The 13,624-nt window shown below is 68.6% G+C and carries 13 protein-coding genes and 1 tRNA gene; 7 read left to right on the top strand and 7 right to left on the bottom strand.

Translation table 11 applies throughout. The annotated features are described in order from the left end of the window. Positions 1 to 35: 35 nt before the first annotated feature. Positions 36 to 108 (top strand) — tRNA-Arg (locus tag ACIRON_RS08470). Between the two features lie 91 nt (positions 109 to 199). Further along, positions 200 to 868 (top strand): HAD family hydrolase, encoded by a 669-nt coding sequence (locus ACIRON_RS08465; RefSeq protein WP_402991527.1) that lies wholly within the window; start codon positions 200 to 202, stop codon positions 866 to 868. Positions 869 to 905: 37 nt separating this feature from the next. On the opposite strand, the gene ACIRON_RS08460 is transcribed toward ACIRON_RS08465, so the two are convergent. The 3 genes from ACIRON_RS08460 to ACIRON_RS08450 are packed head-to-tail and all read right to left on the bottom strand — an operon-like array spanning position 906 to position 2,505. After that, complete coding sequence (locus tag ACIRON_RS08460; RefSeq protein ID WP_402991524.1) at positions 906 to 1,403, bottom strand: hypothetical protein; 498 nt, start codon at positions 1,401 to 1,403, stop codon at positions 906 to 908. Beyond that, a complete protein-coding gene (locus ACIRON_RS08455) occupies positions 1,400 to 2,242 on the bottom strand; it encodes a class I SAM-dependent methyltransferase (protein ID WP_402991521.1) in 843 nt (280 codons plus the stop codon). Before ACIRON_RS08455 ends, ACIRON_RS08460 begins: the two co-directional genes overlap by 4 nt. A gap of 56 nt (positions 2,243 to 2,298) precedes the next feature. Beyond that, on the bottom strand, positions 2,299 to 2,505 hold the full coding sequence (locus tag ACIRON_RS08450) for a DUF4287 domain-containing protein (protein ID WP_378726532.1): 207 nt from the start codon (positions 2,503 to 2,505) through the stop codon (positions 2,299 to 2,301). 105 nt (positions 2,506 to 2,610) lie between these two features. Here ACIRON_RS08450 and ACIRON_RS08445 point away from each other — a divergent pair, with 105 nt between their 5' ends. From ACIRON_RS08445 to ACIRON_RS08435, 3 genes are all read left to right on the top strand, one after another. After that, positions 2,611 to 3,216 carry an acetoacetate decarboxylase family protein gene (locus ACIRON_RS08445; protein ID WP_402991517.1) on the top strand — a complete coding sequence of 202 codons (606 nt, stop codon included), beginning with the start codon at positions 2,611 to 2,613 and terminating at the stop codon, positions 3,214 to 3,216. A 38-nt stretch (positions 3,217 to 3,254) separates the two neighbouring features. Then, the gene (locus tag ACIRON_RS08440) at positions 3,255 to 3,599 is read left to right on the top strand and encodes a VOC family protein (protein ID WP_402991514.1); all 345 of its coding nucleotides are present in this window, start codon (positions 3,255 to 3,257) and stop codon (positions 3,597 to 3,599) included. 166 nt (positions 3,600 to 3,765) lie between these two features. After that, positions 3,766 to 4,053, top strand: coding sequence for a MazG-like family protein (locus ACIRON_RS08435; RefSeq protein WP_402991511.1), 288 nt, complete (start codon positions 3,766 to 3,768; stop codon positions 4,051 to 4,053). Positions 4,054 to 4,060: 7 nt separating this feature from the next. Here the strand turns inward: ACIRON_RS08435 and ACIRON_RS08430 are convergent, their stop codons facing one another. Continuing rightward, positions 4,061 to 4,825 (bottom strand): 1-acyl-sn-glycerol-3-phosphate acyltransferase, encoded by a 765-nt coding sequence (locus ACIRON_RS08430; RefSeq protein WP_091047727.1) that lies wholly within the window; start codon positions 4,823 to 4,825, stop codon positions 4,061 to 4,063. A 52-nt stretch (positions 4,826 to 4,877) separates the two neighbouring features. Between ACIRON_RS08430 and ACIRON_RS08425 the strand changes: the two genes are divergently transcribed. Beyond that, a complete protein-coding gene (locus tag ACIRON_RS08425; RefSeq protein ID WP_402991507.1) occupies positions 4,878 to 5,726 on the top strand; it encodes an alpha/beta fold hydrolase in 849 nt (282 codons plus the stop codon). Positions 5,727 to 5,728: 2 nt separating this feature from the next. Here the strand turns inward: ACIRON_RS08425 and ACIRON_RS08420 are convergent, their stop codons facing one another. Together ACIRON_RS08420 and ACIRON_RS08415 are read right to left on the bottom strand one after the other, a co-directional pair. After that, complete coding sequence (locus ACIRON_RS08420) at positions 5,729 to 6,676, bottom strand: LCP family protein (protein WP_402991504.1); 948 nt, start codon at positions 6,674 to 6,676, stop codon at positions 5,729 to 5,731. After that, positions 6,673 to 7,350 carry a hypothetical protein gene (locus ACIRON_RS08415; RefSeq protein ID WP_402991501.1) on the bottom strand — a complete coding sequence of 226 codons (678 nt, stop codon included), beginning with the start codon at positions 7,348 to 7,350 and terminating at the stop codon, positions 6,673 to 6,675. The genes ACIRON_RS08420 and ACIRON_RS08415 overlap by 4 nt, the downstream gene beginning before the upstream one ends. A gap of 220 nt (positions 7,351 to 7,570) precedes the next feature. Between ACIRON_RS08415 and ACIRON_RS08410 the strand changes: the two genes are divergently transcribed. Beyond that, complete coding sequence (locus ACIRON_RS08410) at positions 7,571 to 11,317, top strand: multifunctional oxoglutarate decarboxylase/oxoglutarate dehydrogenase thiamine pyrophosphate-binding subunit/dihydrolipoyllysine-residue succinyltransferase subunit (protein ID WP_402991498.1); 3,747 nt, start codon at positions 7,571 to 7,573, stop codon at positions 11,315 to 11,317. A gap of 68 nt (positions 11,318 to 11,385) precedes the next feature. Here ACIRON_RS08410 and ACIRON_RS08405 read toward each other — a convergent pair whose 3' ends face one another. Next, complete coding sequence (locus ACIRON_RS08405) at positions 11,386 to 13,554, bottom strand: MMPL family transporter (RefSeq protein ID WP_402991495.1); 2,169 nt, start codon at positions 13,552 to 13,554, stop codon at positions 11,386 to 11,388. Positions 13,555 to 13,624: the final 70 nt, after the last annotated feature.

Raw genomic sequence — 13,624 nt, 5'->3', positions numbered from 1 at the left:
GTAGGGTTCCCACTGCACTGCTCAGGCGGTGCACCGCCTCCGTAGCTCAGGGGATAGAGCGCCGGTTTCCGGTACCGTAGGCCGCAGGTTCGATTCCTGCCGGGGGCACACATGAAACCGCTGGGTGACCAGCGGTTTCTTTCATCTCCACCGGAACCTGCGGTGCGCATTCGTGCGGATATGTCACGCTGCCCGCAGCATGGAAACAACAGCAGTACGCCACGTCCTCTTCGACGCCGACGGTGTCCTCCAACACCTCCCCGGAGGTTGGTACGCAGCCGCCGAGCCGTTCCTCGGGGACCGCGCCGAGGAGTTCCTCCGTGCCGCGTGGGCGAAGGAGGCTCCGATGCAGGCCGGCGCGGACGGCGACTATCTCGCCATCCTCGCTGACCTGTTGGAGGAGTACGACGCGACCGCACCGGTCGAGGACGTCTACTCCGCCGTGTGGAACCGGGTCGAGGTCAACCCCGAGTCGGCCGATGTCGTACGCCTGGTGCGAGCAGCGGGCTACGGAGTGCACCTCGGCACCAACCAGGCCCCGCACCGCAGCACGTTCATGCGCACCACGCTCGGCTACGACGACCTGTTCGACGTGAGTTGCTACTCCTTCGACCTCGGCGCGGCCAAGCCCGAGCCGGAGTTCTTCCGACGCGCTGCCGCGCGCATCGGCGCCGATCCGCGCGAGATCGTCTTCGTCGACGACAAGGCGACCAACGTCGCCTCCGCCCGATCCATCGGCATGGCCGCCGTCCACTGGACGTTCGAGTCCCACGCCGAGGCCTCTGTGGCGGGCACCGACGCGCCGGCCGACCACACCAGTCATGCCGCACTCTGCGAGCAGCTGGCAGCCCACGGCGTTCGCCTCTGATCCTCGGCCGGCGGCGGGGCCAGCACGAGCAGGAGCCTCAGGTCCTGCGGTGTTGGAGGGCGTCGAGGAGCGGCTCCACCGCGAGCACCGCGATGACAGCGAGCGCCGCGGTGACCGCCACGCCCGGCTCCCCCGCGAGGACGGCAGCGACGACGGCAGCTGCGCTCACGACGTACGGGCGCAGGAACGTGCAGGGGCCGAGAATGATCGCGGAGGCGAGGTATCTCAGCTCCCAGCGAAGCAGTCCGTACGTCGCCAGGGCGAGCAGCACGATCGCTGCGAACGGGGCGATGAACAGGAGGAAGATGTCGGCAGCCGAGTCGTACGCATCGATGCCGCGGCCCCTACGCAGAACGTCGATCGCGAGAGCGGCGAGCGCGGGCAGCGACAACAGCACGAACAGGCCGGCGCCGCGCAACATGCCCTCACGATCCTCGCGGGTGTGGTCGACCATTCCGCTACGACCCTGCGCGGAGCGGAACCCGCTGAACACGGCGTCGAGAGCACCGAGCAGGACGAGAACGGCCAGGCTCATCGGCGGACCCCGACGAGCGGGCGGAGCACGTCGAGCGCTCTCGGGTGCCAGCGCGATCCCTCACGCACCTCGACCGCATAGTCGGGCGCGCCTCGCTCCGCTGCCCTCAGCAACGTCTCGGCCGGATGGGCGCGACGTGCGGACATCACGCCGTCGTGGCGGGAGATCGGCTCACGCATCCGCGCCTGATGGAAGATCCAGGCACCCGTGGTCGACCACAGGCACGGCGCGATGTCCCAGTGGGCGAACGCAATGACCTCCAGCTGCGCCTGGGCGGCGAAGAACCCGGACAGCTCATCCGGGGCGAGATGGTGCATGAGCCCGCTGGACACGACCACGGTGCGGGAACCGTCCGCGACCGCTACCCCCGGTTCGAACGCGTCGCCGGAGACGAACCGGCAGCCTACGCCCTCGATCGTGGCGAGCCGCGAGGCCTCGGAGACGAGCACGGGGTTGAGGTCGACTCCGACCAGTTCGACGTGCTCTGGCAGATCCCCGTGAGCCGCGATCGACCGCAGGACATGCCCGAGCCCGCAGCCCACATCGACCACTCGCACCGGTGCGTCACCGGCGGGAAGCAACGTACTCACCATCGACGCCACCCGCCGCCCCAGCTGCAGCTCCTCCCCCAACCGCTGCAGCTCGCGGTGGATCCTCAGCCCGAGGGCATCCACCGTCGCCACGTCCAGCACCCCGTCTCTCTCGGGCAACCGTGCCACGATCCGCGCCGCTCTCCTCTGCCCGCGAGACCGCAGCAGGTCGACCGCCTCGTCTCGAAGCACCGGATCCCCTGAGTCCGACCAGAGCAGGTCGGTGATCTCCAAAGGGCCTGGGCGCATGGGCGTAGTCAACCTCATGCCAGAACGCCTCACCCGGCGTTCACAGTCCGCTTCGGTCAGAGACCCTCGGCGAGCGTGTGAGCGACGAGGGCGTTGGCGTGACCGTGCCCGAGGGCGTACTCGCTCTTCAGGTGGGCCACGATCTGCATGTGCTTGGTGATCCCGCACTCGCGGATGATCTGCTGCCACTCCGCGATCGGGCGGCCGTACTTCTTCTCGATGGACGGGAAGTAGGCGGCGGGGCCCTTCACCTGGTCGGTCATCTCTGGTCTCCTTGGGTAAATCGTGGCGACGATCGCCACACGCCTACGCGTCGAACCGAGCATGACCGCTTCGACACGACCACAACAGAAATTCGGGAGACCCACGTGACCAGCTATCCCCCAGCCCCCTGGAACATGCACGGATCGATGTGGCTCTCGGTCTACCGGCTCGCTCACGACGTCGACGAGCAGCACCCGAAGGGCATCTACGCCGTCGCCCTGGTCGACTACACCGAGCCGAGCCCGCTGACCTACCACGAGCTCCTCTCCGCCCGGGTGATCACCGCGTCCAACGGGAAGAAGGCGGTGAGCGTCGTCGACATCTGGGTGGACTCCCCCGACTCCGTGGCGGGCGGCCGTACGTTGTGGGCGATCCCGAAGGGGCTGGCCAAGTTCAGCGGTGGGTCGTCGACCAAGGGGCCGCTGGCGACCCACACCTGGGAGGCGACCTACGACGACGGCCCGATCGCCACGGCCAAGTTCAACGATGTCACCCAGATCGCTCCGCGCCTCCCGATGCAGGGCAGCGTGGAGCAGCCGGGCATCGAGGAGCACCCCGACACCGCCTGGCTCACCATGAAGGGCCGTGCCAAGCTCCTGCCCGCGCGCGGAAGCTGGAACTTCGACCCCGACGGCCCGCTCGCCTACCTCCGCGACGCCACCAAGCTCGGCTCCTTCCGGGGCAAGGGCTTCGAGATCGCCTTCGGCTGAGTCCTGAGTGTCGGTGGTCGCGAGTAGCGTCGATGGGCATGAATGCACTTCACATCGACTACCTCGAGCTCGCGGTCACCGACCTCCCCACCTCGCGCACCTTCTACGAGTCCGCCTTCGGCTGGTCCTTCAACGACTACGGCGGGATGTACGCCGGAATCGCGGGGCCCGACGGCAAGGACGAGAACGGCGGGATGTACGCCTCAGAGACCCCCGTCGCCCCGCTCCCGTTGATCCGCACGAACGACCTCGAAGCAGCGGTCGTGGCCGTCGAGAAGGCCGGCGGCACGATCACAGAAGCGCCCTACGACTACCCCGGCGGGCGTCGGTTCATCTTCACCGACCCATCCGGAAACCGGCTCGGCGTCTATCAGCCCGCATAACTGCGTCTCGGAGAGTAGGTCTCGACCCGCTTCGCGGGTTCGCAGGCTCACCCGCTGCGCTCGCTCGACCTCCTCGCGTTGCGTCGTCGCTCGTTCCTCGCGACAACGCAGGCTCGGAAACCTAAGGCTCGACCGAATTACCGGGACCGCCCTAGACTCCGACCGCATGACCGACGCTACGCCGGCTCTGCTCGCGTATCTGTCCCGGTGGCTCGATGAGCCACAGGGCGATCGCGACGCGGAAGCCGTTCTCTGGGGGAGAGTTGCGAAGGTGAGCGAAGAGGCCGGCGAGGCCATTTCCGCACTCATCGGAGCCACCGGACAGAACCCCCGACTGAGGCCTTTCTCGGGCGACACCCACAGCTACGACGACGTCGTCGACGAGCTCCTCGATGTTGCGATCACCGCGATGACCGGCGCCGAGCACATGACCGGCGCCGGCGCACCGACCTAGAGCGAGCTCAGGACTTCTTCCGCTTCGCGGCCTTCCGCTGAGCGCGAAGCCTGCGCTCCTCGGCGTACATCGCCTCGGCCTCCTCGAGCGTGGGCGCCGAGCCGCCGTACGCCTTCGGCAGCCACCACGAGCCCGGGGGCTGCTCGTCGGCGGGGTGTGCCTTGATCAGCCGGTCGAGCATGGCCTCCATCTGCGACTGGAGCGCGGCGGTCTCGGCGGCCGGGTCCTCCCCGGTCACCGGCAGCGGCGGGCCGATCTCGATGCCGATCGTCTTGTGACGCGACAGGTCGACCTTCTGACCCTTGGTCATGATCCGCTGGGTGCCCCACAGCACGACGGGGATCAGCGGGACCCCGGCGTCGGCGGCGATGCGTACGGTGCCGGTCTTGAGGTCCTTGATCATGAACGAGCGGGAGATCGTGGCCTCGGGGAAGATCCCGACGATCTCACCGTTCTGGAGGTACTCGACGGCCTTCTTCATCCCGGCCGCGCCGTAGCTGCGGTCGATCGGGATGTGGTGGAACGAGCGCATCACCGGGCCGCCGACGGGGTGGTCGAAGACCTCCTTCTTGGCGATGAACCGGGTCAGCCGGCCGCGCTCCGCCCCGGGGAACCCGGCCATGATGTAGTCGACGAAGGAGAGGTGGTTGACCGCCAGCAGGGCACCGCCCGACTCGGGGATGTGCTCCGCACCGGTCATGTTGATCTTGATGTCGCCGAGCTTGAACCAGGTGCGAGCAGCGGCGATCGTGACCGGATAGCTGATGTCCATGGGGCGAATCGTGTCACGTCGGTCTCAACTCCGCCGGACTAGCCTCGCCCATGTGAGCAGCCTTTACGTGACGACGACCGACGGGCTCGCGCTGGCCGTCACCGACTTCGGGTCTCCCGGCGACACCCGCCCGACTCTGGTCTGCGTCCACGGCTACCCCGACAACGCCAGCGTCTGGCTCCCGTTGGTGAGGATCCTCGGCAGCGAGCTGCGGATGGTGTCCTACGACATACGCGGCCACGGCAGCTCGCAGGCGCCGGCGACGCGCGAGGGCTATCTGATCGAGCGGCTCAACGCCGATCTGCAGTCCGTCATCGACGCGGTCAGCCCGTCCTCACCGGTGCACCTGCTGGGCCACGACTGGGGCTCGACCCAGACGTGGGAGGCGGTCGCCGGCAACGTACCGTCCGAGCGGATCGCGTCGTTCACCTCGATCTCGGGGCCGAGCCTCGACCAGACCGGTGCGTGGCTGCGTACGCCCGCACGGAGCACCCGCGGCGTCCTCCAGCGCCTCAAGCAGGGCGCCGAGTCGACCTACATCGGACTCTTCCAGGCGCCGCTGCTCCCCGAGCTCGCCTGGCGCTCAGGGGTCCTCGACCGGATCGTCGGCGGCTCGGCCGTGGACCGTACCCAGGCCGACCGGATCAACGGCCTCGAGCTCTACCGCGCCAACGCCATCGCTCGGATGAGACGCCCGCAGCCACGGCCGGTCACCGTCCCGGTCCAGGTCATCGCCCCGGTCGGTGACGTCTACGTCAGCCGGGCGCTGGCGACCGAGGCCCCGCAGCCGTACGTCGCGGACCTGACGGTCCGCGAGGTCGCCGGCTCACACTGGGTGGTCGCCGATCATCCCGAGCGGATCGCTCCGCTGGTGCGCGACTTCGTCGCCGCGCACTCTTGAGCTCAGCCCCGGCAGCCGCGGTTGAGCCGGCCGTCGTTGCGTGCGTCCTTGCCCATCGCCCGGGCCGCCCCGACGTTGGGGAAGACGACGCTGGCCGCGCCGGCGCTGCCGATCCCACCGGGAACGACGCAGGTGCGGACCTTGCTCGGGTTGATCGCGGCGACCGCATTGGCGAGCTGGTAGAGGTCGCGACCGGAGATGCCGGTGGTGTGCATCTTCTTCATCACCAGCGAGACGCCCTTGGCCTTGAAGCCGATGTCGTACTGCCGGGCGACGATCTTGCGGTGGATGCCGCGGATGACCCGGGACTGGTTGGCCGAACGGTCGAAGTCGCCGTTGGCCAGGCCATGCCGGGCACGGGCGAAGTCGACCGAATGAGGACCGCTGATGTGGATCCGGCCCTTCTTGAAGCCGTAGGGAGCGACGTACGAATCGGTGAAGGCACGCGGATTGTCGACGTCGACACCACCGATCCCGATCACCATGTCGCTCATGCCGGAGAAGGAGGTCACGAAGACGTACTGCGGCTGCACGCCGACCAGGTTGCCGACGGCGCGCCCCATCAGCTTCGGGCCGCCCACGAGGAGAGCCTCGTTGATCTTGGATCGTCCGTGACCGGGGATGTTGACGTAGGAGTCGCGCGGAATGCTGATGTCTGTCGCGTAGCCCGAGGATGGGTTGAAGCCGATCAGGTGCAGCGCGTCGCCGCGCATGCGGGTGGTCTTCTGGCCGGGGCGGGCGTCGGAGCCGACAGCGAGGACCCAGATGGTGCCGCCCTTGCGGGTGAACTTGGCGACGTCGAGACCTTTGGCCCACTTGGTCGCGATCAGCTCCGCGCGCGGCTCGGCGACCTCGGCGTCGGGCACGAGGACCGCGGTCAGCGCGAGCACCACACCGAGCGCCAGCGTGGTCAGCAAGCGGCGGCGTACGAACGTGGTCATCCGGCTCATGACTTCTCTCCCGAGGGGCTCGGCGAGGCGGACGGCGACGAGGACGGGTCCGGTGCCAGCTTCTCCTCGCGGGTGATGTTGAAGCCGAAGACGGCCCAGGAGGTCTTGGTCGGCACCATGTCGAGGGTGCCGCGGACGGTCTGGCGCGACTCACGTTCACCGGTGGTGTCGTAGACCAGCCGCACGCGGGCGACCGCGCCGACCGGGTAGTTGTTGTTGGCCAGCAGATCGACGTGGACGTCGCTGGCGACCACCTCGACCCCGTCGATGTGAGGAGCGATCGTGGCGTTGCTCATCTGGGTCATCTGCTTGCCGGCCCGGGCGATCGTGCCCTTCGAGAAGCCGGGGAAGGACTTCGCGGTGAAGGTCGAGGTCTCGCGCGGGTAGTCGCCCCCGACGTACGCGGCCAGCAGCCACCGGTCGACGACCTTGGACACGTTGGTGGCGACGGCCTGGTGCCGGCTCTTGGGGAACCTGCCCTGCACGTGGACGAGCTTCGTGGCCGACTTCACCGTGGCTGCCGGGGTCGGTGACGGGGACGGCGAGGCGGCCGGCTTGTCGGGCTCGCCGCCGCATCCGGTGAGCGCCAAGGTGCTGCTCAGGGCCGCCGCCGTGAGTGCCGTTGCGACCCGCAGGCTGGTTGGCCAGCGGGGTCTCGTACTGCTGCTCGTCATGTGGGGAATCCGCCTCATAGACCTGCTCCGGGACCGGGCCACTGTACGCATACCGACCCGGGTTGCGCGTACACCCGGTAGGTAACGCAAGATGTGGGACGGATTACATCCTGTCCACAGGGAGAACCTGCATCGGGCATTTGCGTGTTCGTGGGGATAGCCTTGCCCGTGGGCAACCCATTTCTTACAGTGCGAAAATTCGGAAGAGGCGAATCAAGCCGTGTCCTCAGGCACCCCGTCCCCCAACACTGCCGACATCCCAGCGGAATTCGGCGCCAACGAGTGGCTGGTCGAGGAGATGTACGACCAGTACACGAAGGATCCCAGCAGTGTTGACCCCGTGTGGGTGAAGTTCTTCGAGACCAACGGACAGCCTGGCGCGTCGCCGAACGGCGCCGCCGCCCCGGCGAAGCCCGCTGCCAAGTCTCCGGTCCCCACGGCACCGACGGGCGCGCCGGCCGCCGCGCCCGCGCCGACCACCCCCGCCTCCGCCGAGGCGCCGGCCGCCAAGGCGGCTCCGGCCCCCAAGGCGAAGCCGCGCCCGGCCGCGCAGGCCGCCGAGCCGGCCAAGGGCACCGCGACGCCCACCCCCAAGGACGCCCCGAAGCCGACCGCCGTCGCCGTCACCGACGAGCCGACCTACACCACGCTGCGCGGCATCCCTGCCGCCACCGCCAAGAACATGGACGTGTCGCTCTCGGTGCCGACCGCGACCTCCGTGCGCAACATGCCGGTCAAGCTGCTGTGGGACAACCGCACGGTCATCAACAACCACCTCAAGCGCGCTCGCGGTGGCAAGGTCTCCTTCACCCACCTCATCGGCTACGCCATCATCAAGGCGATCAAGGCGATGCCGGCGATGAACAACACCTACGCCGAGGTCGACGGCAAGCCGACCCAGGTGACCCCGCCGCACATCAACCTCGGTCTGGCCATCGACCAGCAGAAGAAGGACGGCACCCGCCAGCTCGTCGCGCCGTCCATCAAGGGCTGCGAGCTGATGGACTTCGCCGGCTTCTGGACGGCGTACGAGGACATCGTCCGCAAGGCCAAGGACAACAAGCTGTCCATGGCCGACTACTCCGGCACCACGGTCAGCCTGACCAACGTCGGCGGCATCGGCACCAACAACTCGGTGCCGCGGCTGATGCAGGGCCAGGCCGCGATCATCGGCGTCGGCTCGATGGACTACCCGCCCGAGTTCCAGGGCGCCTCCAACGCCACCCTGGCCAAGAGCGCGGTCTCGCGGATCATGACGATGACCTCGACGTACGACCACCGGGTCATCCAGGGCGCGCAGTCGGGCGAGTTCCTGGCCACGGTCCACCGGCTCCTGCTCGGTGAGAACGACTTCTACGACGAGATCTTCGCGTCGCTGCGGATCCCCTACGAGCCGATCCGCTGGAACCAGGACATCGACACCACCCACGACGACCAGATCTCCAAGCAGGTCAAGGTCGGCGAGATCATCCACGCCCACCGCGTGCGTGGTCACATGATGGCCGACACCGACCCGCTGGAGTACAAGCAGCGTTCGCACCCCGACCTGCAGATCGAGTCGCACGGGCTGACCCTGTGGGACCTCGACCGCGAGTTCCCGGTCGGCTCCTTCGCCGGCGGCCGCAAGCCGTTCATGAAGCTGCGCGAGATCCTCGGTGTCCTGCGTGACTCCTACGTCCGCACCACCGGCATCGAGTACATGCACATCCAGGACCCCGAGCAGCGCCAGTGGATCCAGGACCGCGTCGAGCGGCCCTACGACAAGACCCCGCGCCAGGAGCAGCTCCGGATCCTGTCGAAGCTCAACGAGGCCGAGGCCTTCGAGACCTTCCTGCAGACCAAGTTCGTCGGCCAGAAGCGGTTCTCCCTCGAGGGCGGCGAGACCGCGATCCCGGTCATCGACGAGGTCTGCGAGGCCGCCGCCGAGGCCGGTCTGGACGAGGTCACGATCGGCATGGCCCACCGCGGCCGCCTCAACGTGCTCGCCAACATCGTCGGCAAGTCCTACAACCAGATCTTCCGCGAGTTCGAGGGCAACATCGACCCGCGCACGGTCCAGGGCTCCGGCGACGTGAAGTACCACCTCGGCGCCGAGGGCGAGTTCCTCTCCGACCTGGGCGACACGATCAAGGTCTCCGTCGCCGCGAACCCGTCCCACCTCGAGACCGTCGACCCGGTCCTGGAGGGCATCGCCCGCGCCAAGCAGGACGTGCTCGACCAGGGCGCGGTCTTCCCGGTCCTGCCGCTGCTGGTCCACGGTGACGCCGCCTTCGCCGGCCAGGGTGTGGTCGCGGAGACGCTCAACCTGTCCCAGCTGCGTGGCTACCGCACCGGTGGCACCGTCCACCTGGTCATCAACAACCAGGTCGGCTTCACCACCTCGCCGGGCTCCTCGCGCTCCTCGCTCTACGCCACCGACGTCGCGCGGATGGTCCAGGCGCCGATCTTCCACGTGAACGGCGACGACCCGGAGGCCTGCGTGCGCGTCGCGCGGCTCGCCTTCGAATACCGCCAGGCGTTCAACAAGGACGTCGTCATCGACCTCATCTGCTACCGCCGCCGCGGGCACAACGAGGGCGACGACCCGTCGTTCACCCAGCCGATGATGTACGACCTGATCGAGCAGAAGCGCTCGGTCCGCAAGCTCTACACCGAGTCGCTGATCGGTCGTGGTGACATCACGATCGAGGAGGCGGAGCAGGTGCTGGCCGCCTACCAGGCTCGCCTGGAGCAGGTCTTCACCGAGGTGCGCGAGGCCGACAAGATGCCGCAGGCCTGGGAGACCGTCCCGGACTACCCCGAGAAGCCCGCCGGCGAGACCGTCACCGCGATCACCAACGACGTGCTGAAGCGGATCGCGGACTCGTACGTCACCCCGCCGGAGGGCTTCACGGTCCACCCGAAGGTGATGCCGCAGCTGCAGCGCCGCGCGACCCAGATCACCGACGGCGGCATCGACTGGGGCACGGGCGAGACGCTCGCGTTCGGGTCGCTCCTGATGGACGGGCGCCCGGTGCGTCTGGCTGGTCAGGACTCGCGTCGCGGCACCTTCGTGCAGCGCTTCGCGACCATGATCGACCGCAAGAACGCCGACGAGTGGACGCCGCTGAACAACCTCACCGAGGACCAGGCGAAGTTCTACGTCTACGACTCGCTGCTCTCCGAGTACGCCGCTCTCGGCTTCGAGTACGGCTACTCGGTCGCCCGGCCGGACTCGCTGGTCCTGTGGGAGGCGCAGTTCGGCGACTTCGTCAACGGCGCCCAGTCGGTGATCGACGAGTACATCTCCGCGGGCAAGACCAAGTGGGGCCAGGACTCCGGTGTCGTGCTGCTGCTGCCGCACGGCTACGAGGGCCAGGGCGCCGACCACTCCTCGGCACGCATCGAGCGGTTCCTCACGCTGTGTGCCGACGAGGCCATGGTCGTGGCTCAGCCGTCCTCGCCGGCCTCCTACTTCCACCTGCTTCGTACCCACACCCTCGGCGCCGAGCACCGGCCGCTGATCGTCTTCACCCCGAAGTCAATGCTGCGCCGCAAGGAGGCCGCCTCACAGCCGGCCGACTTCACCTCGGGCTCGTTCCAGCCGGTCATCCCCGACACCGAGGCGGACGCCTCGAAGGTCAACACCGTCCTGCTGGTCTCCGGCCGCCTCACCTGGGACCTCACGGTCGAGCGTAAGAAGCGGGACCGCGACGACGTCGCGATCGTCCGCGTCGAGCAGCTCTACCCGTGGCCGACCGAGGAGCTGGCCACCGAGCTCGCGAAGTACCCAGACGCGCAGGTCAAGTGGGTCCAGGACGAGCCCTTCAACCAGGGCCCGTGGCCGAGCTACTACCTCAACGTGGTTCCCGAGCTGGGCCGCGAGGTCGAGCCGATCACCCGCCCGGCCTCCTCCACCACCGCCGTCGGCACCATCAAGCGGCACACGGTCGAGCAGAAGGAGCTCATCGACCGCGCGTTCGCCTGATGGCCTGATCGCACCACATGCCGAGTCGGCGCGTTCTAACGCGCCGACTCGGCGTGGTTTTGGTCGTCTCAGACCGGGACCGGGACCGGCTCTTCGCTGAGCCCGACCTTCGAGTGGAGGCGTCGCAACGGCCGCGGCGCCCACCAGGCCGCCTCCCCGAGCATCCGCATGGCCGCTGGGAGGAGGATGCCGCGGATCAGGACCGCGTCGATGAGGATCGCCAGCCCGACCCCGAGGCCGAAGAACTTCATGAAGCTGATGTCGCTGACCATGAACGCGAAGAAGCTGGTCGCGATCAGGGCGGCGGCCGTGGTGACGATCCGACCGGTGTGGGCCAGGCCCTGCACGACCGCATCGACGTTGCTCAGGCCGCGGCGGCGCATCTCGGTGATCCGGCCGAGCACGAAGACCTCGTAGTCCATCGACAGCCCGAACGCGATCACCAGCAGCAGGACGACCATCGAGACGTTGAGCGGCATGGCGGTGAAGCCGAGGAGATCGGCACCGAATCCCTCCTGGAAGATCAGCACGGTCGTCCCGACCGTCGCGCCGAGGCCGATGAGGTTGAGCACCAGCGCCCGCAGCGGCTGGATCAGACTGCCGGTGAACAGGAACAGGATCACCACCATCGCGATCGCGAGCCCGCCGACGGCGTACGGGAGCTTGGCGCCGATCGCGTCGAGAGAGTCCAGCAGCTCCGCGGCGCCGCCACCGACGAGCGCCTCCGTCCCGGCCGGGGTGGGGACGGCGCGTACGTCACGGACCAGGTCACGCGCCTCCTCGGACTGACGGTCGAGCTGGTTGACGACAGCGAGCTCGTCGGCGCCGTCGCCGGGCGGGAGGGCGGGTGTCGTCGAGGCGAGGGCACCGTCGACGTACGTCCCGACGCGGGTGTCGACACGGTCGACGTCCTCGACCCGGGATAGATCGGCGGCGTACGTCGCCAGGCTCTCCTCATCGACGCTCGAGGTGGTCACGACGCGGATGGGGCTGGTGCCGTCGCCGTCGAACTCCTCGCGAAGCAGGTCGCCGGCCTGACGGCTCCCCGCCGATGCCGGGAGGACCCGGTCGTCGGGGGTGCCGAACTCGATCGCGGCCAGCGGCGCGGCCATCGCGAGCAGGACGGCCACGACCGGGAGCGCCACCCACGGCCGCCTGGTGACGAAGCCGGCCAACCGCGTCCAGAACGGGGCGGCGCCACCACGGAGGCCGCGTACGCCGGGGACGCGGAGGGCGTCGATCCGGTCGCCCAGGAGGGTGATCGTGGCAGGGAGCAGCACGACCGCGACCACCGCGGTGATCACCATGACCCCGATGCCGGCGTACGCCGAGGAGCGCAGGAAGTAGAGCGGGAAGAAGAGCAGCGAGGCCAGTGAGACGGCGACCGTGGTGGCGCTGAAGACGATCGTGCGGCCGGCGGTCTCCACGGCACGTACGACGGCGTGGGCGTGCTCCGCACCGGCGGCTCGCTCCTCGCGGACCCTCGCCACCATCAGCAGGCCGTAGTCCACCGCGAGTCCGAGCCCGAGGCCGGTCGTCAGGTTGAGGGCGTAGATGGACACGTCGGTGAAGTTGCCGAGCACCGAGAGCTCGGCGAAGGTGCCGGCGATGGCGAACCCGCCGACGCCGATCGTGACGATGGCGGCGACGACGTTGCCGAAGGCGAGGACCAGCAGCGCGATCATCAGCGGGATCGCGATCGCCTCGGCGAGGGCGAGGTCGGCGCCGATCTGGCTGCCGACCTCCTCGAAGGTCGCGAGCTGGCCGCCGACATGGACCGTGGCCCCGTCGTTCGCGGTCTCGTCGGTGTAGCGGTCGATCACCGCGGCGGCGTCGACCGTGTCGGGGTTCTTGGCGCCGACGGAGATCAGTCCGTGGGCGCCGTCCTCCGAGGTCATACCGGGGCCGGGGGCATCTAGGTAGGAGACGACGTCGGTCATGTCGTCATCGGCCCGGAGACGGTCGACGAGCGCCTGAGCGTCCTTCGCAGCGGTGCCTTCGGTCACCTCGCCGTCCGCTGCACTGACGGTCAGGAGGAAGCCGGCCTCGTTGCCGAAGCCCTCCTCCAGCGCGGTGGCCGCGCGGCTGCTCTCCGAGGCGGGGTCGTCGAAGCCGGCGTCGTCGAGCTTGCCGAAGGCCGAGGTGGCCAGATAGATCGCGCCGAGGAGAGCGACCAGGCCGATCACCAGGACCCGGCGCGGATTTCGCACCACGAGGGTGCCGAGTCGGTGGAACACGATTCCTCCAGAATGAATGTGGGCAGGCGTAAACTTTGCAGGTGTTAACTTTCCCTTTGATGTGGGCAGG

This window comes from Nocardioides sp. NPDC101246, assembly GCF_044767415.1.
GTDB lineage: Bacteria > Actinomycetota > Actinomycetes > Propionibacteriales > Nocardioidaceae > Nocardioides.
Note: the sequence above shows the minus strand (reverse complement) of the source record. Positions and strands in the feature narration are given on the sequence as shown.

Coding starts and splice junctions, on each gene's coding strand:
- ACIRON_RS08465 (WP_402991527.1), top strand. CDS start 200: ATGGAAACAACAGCAGTACGCCACGTCCTCTTCGACGCCGACGGTGTC.
- ACIRON_RS08460 (WP_402991524.1), bottom strand. CDS start 1,403: ATGAGCCTGGCCGTTCTCGTCCTGCTCGGTGCTCTCGACGCCGTGTTC.
- ACIRON_RS08455 (WP_402991521.1), bottom strand. CDS start 2,242: ATGCGCCCAGGCCCTTTGGAGATCACCGACCTGCTCTGGTCGGACTCA.
- ACIRON_RS08450 (WP_378726532.1), bottom strand. CDS start 2,505: ATGACCGACCAGGTGAAGGGCCCCGCCGCCTACTTCCCGTCCATCGAG.
- ACIRON_RS08440 (WP_402991514.1), top strand. CDS start 3,255: ATGAATGCACTTCACATCGACTACCTCGAGCTCGCGGTCACCGACCTC.
- ACIRON_RS08435 (WP_402991511.1), top strand. CDS start 3,766: ATGACCGACGCTACGCCGGCTCTGCTCGCGTATCTGTCCCGGTGGCTC.
- ACIRON_RS08430 (WP_091047727.1), bottom strand. CDS start 4,825: ATGGACATCAGCTATCCGGTCACGATCGCCGCTGCTCGCACCTGGTTC.
- ACIRON_RS08420 (WP_402991504.1), bottom strand. CDS start 6,676: ATGAGCCGGATGACCACGTTCGTACGCCGCCGCTTGCTGACCACGCTG.
- ACIRON_RS08415 (WP_402991501.1), bottom strand. CDS start 7,350: ATGACGAGCAGCAGTACGAGACCCCGCTGGCCAACCAGCCTGCGGGTC.